Here is a 14,405-nt window from a genome sequence, read left to right as displayed (position 1 = left end):
ATGGGGACACACCTGCCGAGGAGCGCCCCGCATGAGCCTGACCCTGAGGACCATCAGCCGTGAGCAGCATCTGGCATTCATCCAGAGCCAGCCCGCCGCGAGCCACTGCCAGGTCCCGGCGTGGGCTGATGTGAAGACCGAGTGGCGCTCGGAGAACCTCGGCTGGTTCGACAAGTCCGGCGAGCTCGTCGGCGCCGGACTGGTGCTCTACCGCCAGCTGCCGAAGATCAAGCGCTACCTCGCCTACCTGCCCGAGGGGCCGGTCATCAACTGGTACGCGCCCAACCTCGACGACTGGCTGCAGCCGATGCTGGCGCACCTCAAGCAGCAGGGCGCCTTCTCGGTGAAGATGGGCCCGCCGGTGGTCATCCGCCGCTGGGACTCGGCCGCCATCAAGGCCGGCATCCAGGACCCGGACGTCAAGCGCCTCAAGGACGTCGAGGCCACCCACATCGAGCCGCGCGCCTTCGAGGTCGCGGACCGGCTGCGGAAGATGGGCTGGCAGCAGGGCGAGGACGGCGGCGCCGGCTTCGGCGACGTGCAGCCCCGCTACGTCTTCCAGGTCCCGCTCGCGAACCGCTCGCTCGACGACGTCCTCAAGGGCTTCAACCAGCTGTGGCGCCGCAACATCAAGAAGGCCGAGAAGGCCGGTGTCGAGGTCGTCCAGGGCGGCTACGAGGACCTGGCCGAGTGGCAGCGGCTGTACGAGATCACGGCCGTCCGCGACCACTTCCGGCCGCGCCCGCTCTCCTACTTCCAGCGCATGTGGACCGTCCTCAACAACGAGGACCCCAACCGCATGCGGCTCTACTTCGCCCGCCACAACGGTGTGAACCTCTCCGCCGCGACCATGCTCGTCGTCGGCGGGCACGTCTGGTACTCCTACGGCGCCTCCGACAACATCGGCCGCGAGGTCCGGCCCTCGAACGCGATGCAGTGGCGGATGCTGCGCGACGCGTACGCCATGGGCGCGACCGTCTACGACCTGCGGGGCATCTCCGACTCGCTCGACGAGACCGACCACCTCTTCGGACTCATCCAGTTCAAGGTGGGCACGGGCGGCGAGGCAGTCGAGTACGTCGGCGAGTGGGACTTCCCGCTGAACAAGCTGCTGCACAAGGCGCTCGACATCTACATGTCGCGCCGCTGACCGTTCCGTAGGCTTCGTAGTCTCGTACACACCTCTGACCCACCGCTGCCATCAGAAAGGTTCCGGGCCGGCCATGGCGCTCTCCCTCTACGTCGACACCGCTCGCTGGCGGGCGCACCAGAAGACCGTCATCGACCAGTTCCCGGGACTCATTCCGGTGTGCAAGGGCAACGGGTACGGCTTCGGCCACGAGCGGCTCGCCGACGAGGCGGCCCGGTTCGGCGCCGACATGCTCGCCGTGGGCACCACGTACGAGGCCGCGAAGATCAAGGACTGGTTCGGTGGCGACCTGCTGGTCCTCACCCCCTTCCGCCGGGGCGAGGAACCGGTTCCGCTGCCCGATCGGGTGATCCGTTCCGTGTCGTCGGTGGACGGCGTGCACGCCCTGGTGGGCGCCCGGGTCGTGATCGAGTGCATGAGCTCGATGAAGCGGCACGGCGTGCGCGAGGAGGAGCTCCCGCAGCTCCACACCGCCATCGAGGACGTCCGTCTGGAGGGCTTCGCCCTCCACCTGCCCCTGGACCGCCCGGACGGCACCGACGCGGTCGAGGAGGTCATCGCCTGGATGGACCGGCTGCGGGCCGCCCGGCTGCCGCTGCACACCATGTTCGTGAGCCACCTGCGGGCCGAGGAGCAGGCCCGGCTGCAGCAGCAGTTCCCGCAGACCCGCTTCCGCGCCCGGATCGGCACCCGGCTCTGGCTGGGCGACCACGAGGCCACGGAGTACCGGGGCGCCGTCCTCGACGTGACCCGGGTCGCCAAGGGCGACCGGTTCGGCTACCGCCAGCAGAAGGCCGCGTCGGACGGCTGGCTGGTCGTCGTCGCCGGCGGCACCTCCCACGGTGTGGGCCTGGAGGCCCCGAAGGCCATGCACGGCGTCATGCCGCGCGCCAAGGGCGTCGCCCGGGCGGGCCTCGCCACCGTCAACCGCAACCTCTCGCCCTTCGTCTGGGCCGGGAAGCAGCGCTGGTTCGCCGAGCCGCCGCACATGCAGGTGTCGATCCTGTTCGTGCCGGCCGACGCCCAGGAGCCCCGGGTGGGCGACGAGCTCGTGGCGCATCTGCGCCACACCACGACGCAGTTCGACCGTCTCGTCGAGCGCTGAGCCGGCCGGAGGGCATCGCCCGGCAGAGCCTGCCGAAACGAATCACCCCCGGGAGCGGAGCTCCCGGGGGTGATCGCCGTGCGGCCTATTCGGGGACGCTCCAGGGGTCGTCGGTGGTGCCCCAGCGCACCCGCTGCCCCTCCTCCACGGCCGGGGCGGCGTGCCGGGCCGGGTGGGCCGCCCTGCCCGCCACGGCGACGTCCTCGGCGCCGTCCAGGACACCCCCCGAGGGGTCGTCCGCACCCTCCTGCCGGACCGGGTCCTTCTCGGGGGCCAGGATGTCGCGGACGACCATCGCGCACAGGTACAGCGTGCCGAGCAGGTGCAGGACGATCGCGAACTGGTAGCCGTCCACCGGCAGGCCCTGCTTGTTGCCGCTGCCCGTGAACGCCAGGTACGTCCAGATGCCGACGAAGTACACGACCTCGCAGGCCTGCCAGACCAGGAAGTCCCGCCAGCGGGGCCGGGCGAGCGCGGCCAGCGGGACCAGCCACAGGACGTACTGCGGCGAGTAGACCTTGTTCGTCAGCACGAACGCGGCGACGATCAGGAAGGCCAGCTGGACGAAGCGCGGCCTGCGGGGCGCCGTGAACGCCAGGAACGCGAGGCCCGCAACCGCCACCGCCATCAGCAGCAACGCGTACAGATTGGCCCGGCCCGGCGTGATCACGTCTCCGGTCCGCTGGCTGACCAGCAGCCAGATCGAGCCGAAGTCGACGTTCCGGTCCCGGCTGAAGAGGTAGAACTGCTTCCACCCCTCCGGCGCGAGCAGCATCACGGGCAGGTTCACGAGCAGCCAGGAACCCAGGAAGCCGAGCACCGCGATCCCGTACGCCCGCCACTTCCCGGCCCGCCAGCAGAGCAGCAGCAGCGGGCAGAGGAGCAGTATCGGGTAGAACTTGGCGGCGGTGGCCAGGCCCAGCAGGATCCCGAAGGCCAGCGGCCGGCTCCGCGACCACATCAGGACGGCGGCGGCGGTCAGCGCGACGGCCAGTATGTCCCAGTTGATCGTGGCGGTGAGGGCGACCGAGGGCGCGAGGGCGACCAGCAGACCGTCCCAGGGGCGCCGGCGGTGCGTCCGGGCCACGCAGACCGCCAGGACGGCCGCGCACACCATCAGCATGCCGGCGTTGACCAGCCAGTACGACTGCTCCTGCTGGCTGGTCTCGCCGCCGCCGGGCGTCAGCCAGGCCGCGACCTCCATGAAGAGTCCCGTCAGGACGGGGTACTCCAGGAACGGTATGTCGCCGCCCAGCCGGTCGAAGTACGGGACCAGGCCCTCGGCGAAGCCCCGCCCGACGAAGAGGTGCGGGATGTCCGAGTAGCAGGCGTGGGTGTACTGGGAGGTCGTGCCCCGGAACCAGGCCCAGTTGTAGCAGGGCAGCTTCTGCACCATGCCGAGGGCGTACATGCCGAGGGCCACGAGGGCGATCACCCGCACCGGCGTCAGCTGCCCGGTGCCGGACACCGCCCGGCGTCCGTAGGGGCCGCCGATCAGCTCGCTGCCCGCTGCGGCCACCTTGTCCCGGTGGGTGGGGATGACCGTCTGCGAGCGGTCCTGCGGCGCGCTCGACTTCTGGAGGCTCGGCATGGGGGACATCCTGCCGTACGTCTCCGGGAAAACGGCGAGGGCCGCCGCGGCCGGTCCGTACGGAAGGTACGGAGCGGCCGCGGCGGCCCTCGGGGCGTGCCCGGACCGTCGCCGGGGCGAAGGGATCAGGGGACCCAGTTCCCGCCGCCCCCGGGCTTGCCGTTCCCGCCGCCGGAGGTGTCCGTCGGCGAGTCCGTCGGCGTCGGCTCGGTGGTGGGTGGCGTCGTGGTGGGTTGCCCGGTGTTGCCGCCCGCGCCTCCCGGGTTGTTGCAGTTCCAGTCGAAGATGTCGCAGGTCGTCTTGCCCGGCTTCGGCGACTTGGTCGGCTTCGCCGGGGGAGTCGTCGTCGGGGTCGCCGGGGGGGTCGTCGTCGGCGTCGCCGACTCGGTGGGCGTCTGGGTGGCCGTCGGGGTCGGCGTCGGGCTCTGGGCACCACCGCCGAAGACGGGCTTGGCGCCTTCCAGCTTCTCCGGCTCCGGGAAGTCCACGACGGGCATGCCCTCCACGGCTTCCGTCATGTACTCCCGCCAGATGCGCGAGGGGAACGACGAACCGTGGATCGTCGGCTGGTCACCCGTGCCGTACATCTTCTCGAACTTGCGGCCCTGCTTCGTCTCGTCGTCGTCGAAGCGGTACATGTCGATCGCCGTCGCCAGCTGCTTCGTGTAGCCCACGAACCAGGCCGACATGTTGTCGTCGGTCGTACCGGTCTTGCCGGCCACCGCGCGGCCCGGGATGCGCGCCTTGCGACCGGTGCCCCGGTCGTCGTCCACGACGGACCGCAGCACGTCGGTGACGTTGTTGGCGATGGCCGGGCTGAAGGCCGTCTTGGGCTTGGCCTGGTGCTTGTTGATGACGACGCCGCTCCGCTTGACCATCTCGACGGAGTACGGGTCGTTCTGCTCACCCTCGTTGGCGAAGGTGGCGTACGCCCCGGCCATGCGGATGGCGCTCGGGCTGGAGACACCGAGGGAGAAGGAGGGGAACTCGCCCTTGACGAGGGACTCCTCGCGGAGGCCGGCCCTCATGGCCGCGTCGCGCACCTTGTCGATGCCCACGTCCATGCCGAGCTGCACGTACGGCGAGTTGGCGGACTTGATCATGGCGTAGCGCAGCGAGATGGGGCCGTAGCTGGCGTCCTCGTCGTTGCTCTGCTTCCACTCGTCCCCGTTGTCGTCGCGCCAGATCTCCCCGTTGTACTTGCGGATCGTCAGGTCGTCCTTGCCGTTGTAGAGGCTCTTGTCCGGGTCGAGGATCGTGCGCTCGGACGCGTCCTGGTCCGGGCCGAGGTTCTTGTCACGGACGCCGTCCTTCATCGCGGCGGCGAGCACGAAGGGCTTGAACGTCGATCCGACCTGGGCGCCGGTGCTGTCGGCGTTGCTGCGGAAGTGCTTGGTGGCGTCGACGCCACCGTAGAGGGCGACGATCTTCCCGGTCGCCGTGTCGACCGAAGCGCCGCCGAACTGGACGTGCGTGTCCGTCTTCGGCCGCTTCTTCGGGTCGATGTTCTCCTTGATGACGTTCTTGATCGTGGCTTCCATCTTGTCCACCTTCTTCTTCTCGAAGGTGGTGTAGATCTCGTAGCCCCCGCGCTGCAGCTGCTCCTCGGTGATCCCGAACTGGTTCTTCATGTTCTGGTCGGCGGTGGAGACCAGGTAGCCGATCTGACCGCTCAGGTTGGCGCTCTTCCGGGGCGGCTGGACCTTGGGGAAGGTGGTGTACTTCGCCCGCTCCTCGGCCGAGATGTGCCCGTCCTTCTGCATCTCGTCGAGGATCCAGCTCCACCGCTCGGTGGCCCGCCTGGTGTTCGCCTCGGCCGTGGCCTTGGGGTCGATCTCGGGGTAGCCGGCGGGGTCGTAGTACGTCGCGCCCTTCAGCACCGCGGCGAGCAGCGCCGACTCGCTGGCGTTGAGCTTGCCGACGTCCTTGTTGAAGTAGGCGCGGGCCGCCGCCTGGATACCGTACGCACCACGCCCGTAGTACGAGGTGTTCAGGTAGCCGGCCATGATCTGGTCCTTGCCGACCTCGTTGCCCACCTTCATGGAGATGAAGAGTTCCTTCACCTTCCGGGTGATGGTCTGCGACTGGTCGTCGAGGCGGTTGTTCTTCACGTACTGCTGGGTGATCGTCGAGCCACCCTGGGTCTCGCCGCCCTTGGCCATGTTCCACACGGCGCGGGCGATGCCCATGGGGTCGACACCGGAGTCGTCCCAGAAGGTCTTGTTCTCCGCCGAGATCACCGCGTTCTGCATGGACTTCGGGATGTCCGCGAACGGGACGATCTGGCGGTTGGTGCCACTGCCCGTCGCGACCATGCGGGAGCCGTCGGCCCAGTAGTAGATGTTGTTCTGCGATTTCGCGGTGTCGGCCTCCTTGGGGACCTCCACCTTCGAGTACGCGATCGTCGCGGCGCCCATCAGGCTCGCCACGAAGAACAGGAACGTGCCCGTCACGAGCTTCCACGACGGCATCCAGCGACGCCAGCCGTACTTGTTGTGGCGCGGGTAGTCGATGAGCCGCTTCTTGCCCGGCGGGCGGCCGCCGCCACCGCCGCGTCCCGGGTCGCCGCCGCGACCGCCGCCACCGCCACCGCGCCGTCCCCCACCGGGGCCGCCGGGGCCACCGTGGCCGGAATCGGCTCCCCTGCGACGGCTGCCGCGCTGGGCGGCCCGACGGGCCTCCGCGCGCCCTCCGTAGGGACGCTGCTCCTCCCCGTAGGAGGAAGGAGGTCCGTACGAGGCCGAAGGGGCCTCCATACCGACGTCATGGGCCGGGGCCGACCTGCGGCCCATCGGCTGCTGGGCAGCGCGCCGTGCCGCCGCGCGCCCGCCCGTCGGCGGCTGCTGCGGCGGCATTTTGCGACGATGCTCGCTCATCGAACGACTACTCCTCGGGCAGGCGCGTACGCCTGGAAGCGGCAGTTGAGTTCCGGTCCCCCCGAAATGCGCACGCGGGAACCCCATCGGAGGTCCCCCCGTACCGCAGCCGGTCACCCGCAACACTGACGCCCCACGGCATCGCTCGGTTCCCGGTGATCTGCATGCCGCACAGACTACGCACGGCCAAAACCCGCCTAGAGCCGGAGTTCACCCCAAATCGGGCAAGACGATCGCCATGAATTGGCGATGTGACGCCGGTCACGGCGGTCCCGCTTGTCGAGACAGGGAGGCCGTTCTATCGTGCTGATGTATCGAGTCGATACATCAGCACGGCATAAGGGCCCCGAAGGCGGAGGAGGAGGCGACGGATGAGCAGACGCTCCGGCATCCTCGAGTTCGCCGTTCTCGGCCTGCTGCGCGAGGCCCCCATGCACGGGTACGAGCTGCGGAAGCGCCTCAACACCTCGCTGGGCGTCTTCCGGGCCTTCAGCTACGGAACGCTGTATCCCTGCCTCAAGACGCTGGTCGCCAACGGCTGGTTGATCGAGGAGCCGGGCAGCGCCCCCGAGGAGGCCCTCGCCGCGTCACTCGCAGGACGCCGGGCCAAGATCGTCTACCGGCTGACCCCGGCAGGTAAGGAGCACTTCGAGGAGCTCCTCTCCCACACCGGCCCGGACGCCTGGGAGGACGAGCACTTCGCGGCGCGCTTCGCCTTCTTCGGACAGACCGAGCGCGAGGTGCGGATGCGCGTCCTCGAGGGTCGTCGCAGCCGGCTGGAAGAGCGCCTGGAGAAGATGCGCGCCTCCCTGGCCCGGACGCGCGAGCGCCTGGACGACTACACGCTTGAGCTGCAGCGCCACGGCATGGAGTCCGTGGAGCGCGAAGTGCGCTGGCTGAACGAGCTCATCGAGAGCGAGCGGGCAGGGCGGGATCAGCGATCCGGCTCCGACGCCCCCGCTCGGCACGACAACGATTCTGGAGAAACGGGCGGCCTGCCCCGGCACGGGGGCAGTACCCGGCCGGATCCGTCCGACGACACCGCCAAGTGAAACCCTGCGTACAGCAGGGCTTCCACGATCACACAGGGAGCAACCGGAATGGGTTCGGTTCGCGTAGCCATCGTCGGCGTGGGCAACTGCGCCGCCTCGCTGGTTCAGGGCGTCGAGTACTACAAGGACGCCGACCCGGCGACCAAGGTGCCCGGCCTGATGCACGTCCAGTTCGGCGACTACCACGTCGGTGACGTCGAGTTCGTCGCCGCCTTCGACGTCGACGCGAAGAAGGTCGGCCTCGACCTCTCCGACGCCATCGGCGCCAGCGAGAACAACACCATCAAGATCTGCGACGTCCCGAACAAGGGCATCACGGTCCAGCGCGGGCACACGCTCGACGGTCTCGGCAAGTACTACCGCCAGACCATCGAGGAGTCCGCCGAGGAGCCCGTCGACGTCGTCCAGATCCTCAAGGACCGCCAGGTCGACGTCCTCGTCTGCTACCTGCCCGTCGGTTCCGAGGACGCGGCGAAGTTCTACGCCCAGTGCGCCATCGACGCCAAGGTCGCCTTCGTCAACGCCCTCCCGGTCTTCATCGCCGGCACCAAGGAGTGGGCCGACAAGTTCACCGAGGCGGGCGTCCCGATCGTCGGCGACGACATCAAGTCGCAGGTCGGCGCGACCATCACGCACCGCGTGATGGCGAAGCTGTTCGAGGACCGCGGTGTCCGTCTCGAGCGCACGATGCAGCTCAACGTCGGCGGCAACATGGACTTCAAGAACATGCTCGAGCGCGAGCGCCTGGAGTCCAAGAAGATCTCGAAGACGCAGGCCGTCACCTCGCAGATCCCGGACCGCGAGCTGGGCGAGAAGAACGTCCACATCGGCCCCTCGGACTACGTGGCCTGGCTGGACGACCGCAAGTGGGCGTACGTCCGCCTCGAGGGCCGCGCGTTCGGCGACGTCCCGCTGAACCTGGAGTACAAGCTCGAGGTGTGGGACTCCCCGAACTCCGCGGGTGTCATCATCGACGCCCTGCGCGCCGCGAAGATCGCCAAGGACCGCGGCATCGGCGGCCCGATCCTCTCCGCCTCCTCGTACTTCATGAAGTCCCCGCCGGTGCAGTACTTCGACGACGAGGCCCTGGCCAACGTCGAGAAGTTCATCAAGGGTGAGGTCGAGCGCTAAAGCGCCGCACGCTTGTCGAGCGAGGGTCCCCGAGCCACTGCCCGGGGGCCCTCGTCGTATGTGAGTCTTGCTGCCATGTCCGTCGTACGTGATCTGCGCGTACTCCTGCGCCTGCGGAACTTCCGCCGCCTGCTCGCCGTCCGGCTGCTCTCCCAATGCGCCGACGGCGTCTACCAGGTGGCCCTGGCCACGTACGTCGTCTTCTCCCCCGAGAAACAGACCTCACCCGGTGCCATCGCCTCCGCCATGGCGGTGCTCCTGCTCCCGTACTCGCTCGTCGGTCCCTTCGCCGGAGTGCTCCTCGACCGCTGGCAGCGCCGCCAGGTCTTCCTGTACGGCAACCTCCTGCGCGCCCTGCTGGCCTGCGGGACCGCCCTCCTCGTCCTCGCCTCCGTGCCGGACTGGCTCTTCTACGCCTCCGCCCTCTCCGTCACCGCCGTCAACCGGTTCGTCCTGGCAGGGCTCTCGGCCTCTCTCCCCCGTGTCGTCGACGAAGAGCGGCTCGTCATGGCGAACTCGGTCTCGCCCACCGCGGGCACCCTCGCCGCGACCCTCGGCGGCGGCCTCGCGTTCGGTGTCCGGCTCCTCGCCGACGACTCCGACGCGGTCGTGGTGGCCTTCGGTGCCGTCCTCTATCTCTGTGCCGCCCTCGCCTCCCTGCGGATGTCCCGGGAACTCCTCGGCCCCGATGCCGCCCCCGTGGCCCAACCCCTCGCCTCGGCCCTGAAGTCGACGGCCCACGGTATGGCCGCGGGGATGCGGCACCTCGCCGAACGACGCCCCGCCGCCCGGGCACTCATCGCGGTGGCCCTCATGCGCTTCTGTTACGGCGCCCTGCTCGTCACCGTGCTCATGCTCTCCCGCTACGCCTGGAGCTCCACGGACTCCGACGGCCTCGCCCTTCTCGGGCTCGCCGTCGCAGCGTCCGGTGCCGGCTTCTTCGCGGCGGCCGTCCTCTCGCCCTGGGCGGTCGGACGGTTCGGTCCCTTCGGCTGGATGACCGTGTGCACGGCTGCGGCCGCCGTCCTCGTGCCGGCGCTCGGGCTGTCCTTCACTCCGGCCCCCTTCCTCGTCGCCGCCTTCGTCCTCGGACTCATCACCCAAGGGGCCAAGATCGCGACGGACACGGTGGTCCAGACGGCCGTGGACGACTCCTATCGGGGAAGGGTCTTCTCCCTCTACGACGTGCTGTTCAACGTCGCCTTCGTGGGCGCGGCGGGGGTCGCGGCGTTGATGCTGCCGCCCGACGGCCGGTCGCCCCTGCTGGTCGTGCTGGTGGCCGTGATCTACGCGGCGATCGCCGCGTTCTTGCGCCGGGAAAGCCGGAAGGGGCGGTGTTTCACGTGAAACACCACCCCTTCAGAGCGTCGCACGGGCCGGTGTTTCACGTGAAACACCGGCCCGCCCGGTCGCCGTCCCGGCTCAGTCGCGCGCTGCCCACCACTCCTTGAGCGCGGTGACGGCCTGGTCGTGCTCCATCGGTCCGTTCTCGAGCCGGAGTTCCAGCAGGAACTTGTACGCCTGACCGATGGCCGGCCCCGGTCCGATGCCCAGGATCTCCTGGATCTGGTTGCCGTCGAGGTCGGGTCGGATCGCGTCCAGCTCCTCCTGCTCCTGGAGCTGGGCGATGCGGTCCTCAAGCCCGTCGTAGGCGCGGGAGAGCGCACTCGCCTTGCGCTTGTTCCGCGTGGTGCAGTCCGAGCGGGTCAGCTTGTGCAGCCGCGACAGCAGCGGGCCCGCGTCACGGACGTAGCGCCGCACGGCCGAGTCGGTCCACTCACCGGTGCCGTAGCCGTGGAAGCGGAGGTGCAGCTCCACGAGGCGCGAGACGTCCTTGATCATCTCGTTGGAGTACTTGAGCGCGGTCATGCGCTTCTTGGTCATCTTCGCGCCGACCACCTCGTGGTGGTGGAAGGAGACCCGGCCGTCCTTCTCGAAGCGGCGCGTGCGCGGCTTGCCGATGTCATGGAGCAGGGCGGCGAGGCGCAGCACCAGGTCGGGGCCGTCCTCCTCCAGGTCGATCGCCTGGTCGAGCACGGTCAGCGAGTGCTCGTAGACGTCCTTGTGCCGGTGGTGCTCATCGCTCTCCAGGCGCAGCGACGGCAGCTCGGGCAGCACGTACTCGGCGAGGCCGGTGTCCACGAGGAGCCCGAGGCCCTTCCGGGGGTGTGCCGAGAGCAGCAGCTTGTTGAGTTCCTCACGTACGCGCTCGGCGGAGACGATCTCGATCCGGCCCGACATCTCCTTCATGGCCGTCACGACCTCGGGAGCGACCTCGAAGTCCAGCTGCGCGGCGAACCTGGCGGCCCGCATCATGCGCAGGGGGTCGTCGGAGAAGGACTCCTCCGGCGTGCCCGGCGTGCGCAGTACCCGGGCGGACAGGTCCTCCAGGCCGCCGTACGGGTCGATGAACTCCTTCTCGGGAAGGGCCACGGCCATGGCGTTGACGGTGAAGTCACGCCGGACGAGGTCCTGGTCGATGGAGTCGCCGTAGGAGACCTCGGGCTTCCGGGAGGTCCTGTCGTACGCCTCAGAGCGGTACGTGGTGACCTCGACCTGAAAGCGCTGAACAGCGTCTCCGACGCGGGCGTCCTTCTGGCAGCCGACGGTCCCGAAGGCGATGCCGACCTCCCACACCGCGTCGGCCCACGGTCGGACGATCTTCAGTACGTCCTCGGGGCGGGCGTCGGTGGTGAAGTCCAGGTCGTTGCCGAGCCGGCCGAGCAAGGCGTCCCGCACCGAGCCGCCGACCAGCGCGAGGCTGAACCCGGCCTCCTGGAAACGGCGGGCGAGGTCGTCGGCGACAGGGGACACACGCAGCAGTTCGCTGACCGCGCGGCGTTGCACCTGGCTCAGTGCAGTCGGGGTGTCTTCGTTGGCGTTCGGCACAACAGAAAAGGGTACGTGCCCCGGCTCACCGCCATGTCCTCGTTTTCCAGCGGGTGAGGGCGTGCGGCGTCCGCTCCCCGCCGGGCGCGGACGCCGGGCGGCGTCGTCGGCGGTCGGTCGAAGATCGCCTGGAGCACTCCCCGGCACTTGCCCCCCGCGTGCCTCGTTACCATGCCTGGACACAGCAACCGGGAACCACCGACACCACTGGCATCACAGACAACGACGAGGACGGGCGAACGCGTGGCCGAGGCGGCAGACATCCAGGGAACCGGTCCCTCACCTGCCCGCCGATGGCTGCGGCGCACGATCACCGTCGCCTTCGGGGCACCCCTCCTCGCCGGCCTGCTTCAGGGCCCGGTCGTCGCCGCTCCGGCGACCACCGCCGAGGACGGCACCGGCTCCAGGACCGTCGATGTGTCCCTCGACACGCTGGCCCCGAGCGCTCCCGTCGCGGGCGACACCGTCACCGTGACCGGCACGGTGACCAACCGGGGCAAGAAGACCGTCACCGACGCGACCGTGAACCTGCGCGTCGGACCGAGGATGACGAGCCGCAGCGAGATCGAGCAGGTCACGGGGCGCACCGGTTTCCGGAACGACAGCGACCCCGCTCCCCTCGCGGACGCCCCCACCGTCAAGATCCCCCGGCTGGGGGCCGGTCTCAGCGCCGACTTCTCGCTGTCCGTCCCCGTCGCCGAGCTCAAACTCGACGAGGAGGGCGTCTACCAGCTGGGCGTCTCCCTCACCGGGCAGACCTCGGACCGGCAGTACGACCGGGTGCTCGGCATCGAGCGGACCTTCCTGCCGTACCAGCCGGAGCCCACCGAGAAGAAGACCCAGATCACCTACCTCTGGCCGCTGATCGCCTCGGCGCACGTCTCGGCACAGACGGCCACGGACGACCAGCAGACCCCGGTCTTCGAGGACGACGCCCTGGCGGCCGAGCTGCGACCGGGCGGGCGCCTGGACCAGCTGGTCTCGCTGGGCAGGAACCTGCCGGTCACCTGGGTGGTCGACCCGGACCTGCTGGCCTCCGTCGACGCCATGGCGAACGGCTACCGCGTGAAGGACGGCGACCTGGACGTCCCCGGCAGGAACCAGGCCCTCGCCGAGCGGTGGCTGGACGCGCTGGAGAAGGCGGTCCAGGGGCACAAGGTCGTCGCCCTGCCCTTCGCGGACCCCGACCTGGCCTCGCTGGCCCACCGGGGCAAGGACGTCCCCGGCTCCCTCGGACACCTCCAGTCGGCGACCGCCCTGGCGGGCGTGACGGTCGAGACCGTCCTCCACGTGCCGGCGTCCACCGACTTCGCCTGGCCCGCCGACGGAGCCGTGGACCCCTCCATCGCGGCGGTCGCGACCTCGGCCGGCGCCGACAAGGTGATCGCCCGGAGCGACAGCGTCCGCGACGACCTCCCCTACACGCCCACGGCCGCCCGCCCCCTGGGCAACGGCAGCACCACGGCCGTGGTGAGCGACGCGCTCCTGTCCACCGCCTTCGAGGGGGACATGGTCCGCGCGGAGGGCTCCACGCTCGCGGTCCAGGAGTTCCTCGCCCAGTCCCTGGCGATCACCCTGGAGCAGCCGGAGGACCAGCGCAGCATCGTGGTCGCCCCGCAGCGGATGCCGACCGCCTCCCAGGCGCAGGCCATGGCGACCGCCCTGGGGGGCCTCTCCGGCCGGCGCTGGAGCCAGCCGAGCGACCTCCTCGCGGCCGCCGCGGCCAAGCCGGACCCGGACGCCTCCACCGCGGTGCCGAGCAGCTCCCGCTACCCGAAGGCGCTGCGCGACCGGGAGCTCCCGGTCCAGGCCTTCCGCGACATGAAGACCACCCGGGACGAGCTGAACGACTTCAAGGTCATCCTGACCCAGCCGGAACGCGTCGTGACGCCGTTCGGCAACGCGATCAACCGTGAGATGTCGACCTCCTGGCGCGGTGAGGCCCGGGCGGCCGCGATCTACCGGAACAACGTCCTGGACTACCTGCAGACCCTCACCAAGGGCGTCCAGCTCGTCGACAAGTCCGACCTCACGCTCTCCGGCCGCAGCGCGACGATCCCCGTGACCGTCCAGAACAAGCTTCTCCAGGGCGTGGACAACCTGGTCCTGCGCCTCACCTCCGCCAACAAGAACCGGCTGGAGCTGAACGGCGACAGGTACGCCGAGCTCCCGGTGAAGGTCGGCGGCGGACACAGCCAGTCGGTGAAGTTCACCGCCTCGGCGAACGTCAACGGCCAGGTGCCGATGACGGCCCAGCTCTACACCGAGGACGGCACCCCGTACGGGCAGCCGATGGACTTCACCGTGAAGGTCTCCGAGATCACTCCCACGGTGATGCTCGTGATCGCCGGCGGTGTCCTCCTCCTCGTTCTCGCCGGCGTGCGCATGTACAGCCAGCGCAAGCGGGTGGCCGCCCGGAACGCCGAGGCCGAGGCGGCCGAGGCCACCGAGGACGGCACCGCTCCGGAGCCCGGCCGGGACGAGTCCGGCGAGGGGGAGCCCCACGGGGACGAACCCGTGCAGCCGAGTGACCCGACACCGGACACCGGACCCGAAAGCGGCGACCCGTCGGGCCTGGGTGAGAAAGTGGACCGTTGAGCGATGTCGTGGC

The 14,405-nt window shown here is 69.7% G+C and carries 9 protein-coding genes; 6 read left to right on the top strand and 3 right to left on the bottom strand.

Annotated elements, in window-relative coordinates; translation table 11 throughout:
- The first annotated feature begins 31 nt into the window (after positions 1-31).
- The gene (locus ACFYUZ_RS06845) at positions 32-1,150 is read left to right on the top strand and encodes a peptidoglycan bridge formation glycyltransferase FemA/FemB family protein (RefSeq protein WP_030685738.1); all 1,119 of its coding nucleotides are present in this window, start codon (positions 32-34) and stop codon (positions 1,148-1,150) included.
- Positions 1,151-1,223: 73 nt separating this feature from the next.
- Complete coding sequence (locus tag ACFYUZ_RS06840; RefSeq protein WP_389306804.1) at positions 1,224-2,255, top strand: alanine racemase; 1,032 nt, start codon at positions 1,224-1,226, stop codon at positions 2,253-2,255.
- Positions 2,256-2,340: 85 nt separating this feature from the next.
- On the opposite strand, the gene ACFYUZ_RS06835 is transcribed toward ACFYUZ_RS06840, so the two are convergent.
- Together ACFYUZ_RS06835 and ACFYUZ_RS06830 are read right to left on the bottom strand one after the other, a co-directional pair.
- Positions 2,341-3,846, bottom strand: a complete 1,506-nt coding sequence (locus ACFYUZ_RS06835; protein WP_389306803.1) for a glycosyltransferase family 87 protein — start codon at positions 3,844-3,846, stop codon at positions 2,341-2,343.
- A 125-nt stretch (positions 3,847-3,971) separates the two neighbouring features.
- Entirely contained in the window at positions 3,972-6,722 is a 2,751-nt protein-coding gene (locus ACFYUZ_RS06830; protein WP_389306802.1) for a transglycosylase domain-containing protein, read from the bottom strand.
- A gap of 371 nt (positions 6,723-7,093) precedes the next feature.
- On the opposite strand from ACFYUZ_RS06830, the gene ACFYUZ_RS06825 reads away from it, so the two are divergent.
- The 3 genes from ACFYUZ_RS06825 to ACFYUZ_RS06815 all read left to right on the top strand — a co-directional run bounded on the left by ACFYUZ_RS06825 (position 7,094) and on the right by ACFYUZ_RS06815 (position 10,252).
- Positions 7,094-7,774, top strand: a complete 681-nt coding sequence (locus ACFYUZ_RS06825) for a PadR family transcriptional regulator (protein WP_030685747.1) — start codon at positions 7,094-7,096, stop codon at positions 7,772-7,774.
- Positions 7,775-7,822: 48 nt separating this feature from the next.
- Complete coding sequence (locus ACFYUZ_RS06820; RefSeq protein ID WP_389306801.1) at positions 7,823-8,905, top strand: inositol-3-phosphate synthase; 1,083 nt, start codon at positions 7,823-7,825, stop codon at positions 8,903-8,905.
- Positions 8,906-8,980: 75 nt separating this feature from the next.
- Positions 8,981-10,252 carry an MFS transporter gene (locus ACFYUZ_RS06815; protein WP_389306799.1) on the top strand — a complete coding sequence of 424 codons (1,272 nt, stop codon included), beginning with the start codon at positions 8,981-8,983 and terminating at the stop codon, positions 10,250-10,252.
- Between the two features lie 75 nt (positions 10,253-10,327).
- Here ACFYUZ_RS06815 and ACFYUZ_RS06810 read toward each other — a convergent pair whose 3' ends face one another.
- On the bottom strand, positions 10,328-11,794 hold the full coding sequence (locus ACFYUZ_RS06810) for a CCA tRNA nucleotidyltransferase (RefSeq protein WP_389306798.1): 1,467 nt from the start codon (positions 11,792-11,794) through the stop codon (positions 10,328-10,330).
- Positions 11,795-12,037: 243 nt separating this feature from the next.
- Between ACFYUZ_RS06810 and ACFYUZ_RS06805 the strand changes: the two genes are divergently transcribed.
- Positions 12,038-14,392 (top strand): DUF6049 family protein, encoded by a 2,355-nt coding sequence (locus ACFYUZ_RS06805; protein ID WP_389306796.1) that lies wholly within the window; start codon positions 12,038-12,040, stop codon positions 14,390-14,392.
- Positions 14,393-14,405 lie beyond the last annotated feature (13 nt).

The organism is Streptomyces sp. NPDC004266, from assembly GCF_042874095.1.
Classification (GTDB): domain Bacteria; phylum Actinomycetota; class Actinomycetes; order Streptomycetales; family Streptomycetaceae; genus Streptomyces.
The sequence above is the reverse complement of the archived record's forward strand: the minus strand, read 5'-3'. Positions and strand labels throughout refer to the sequence as shown.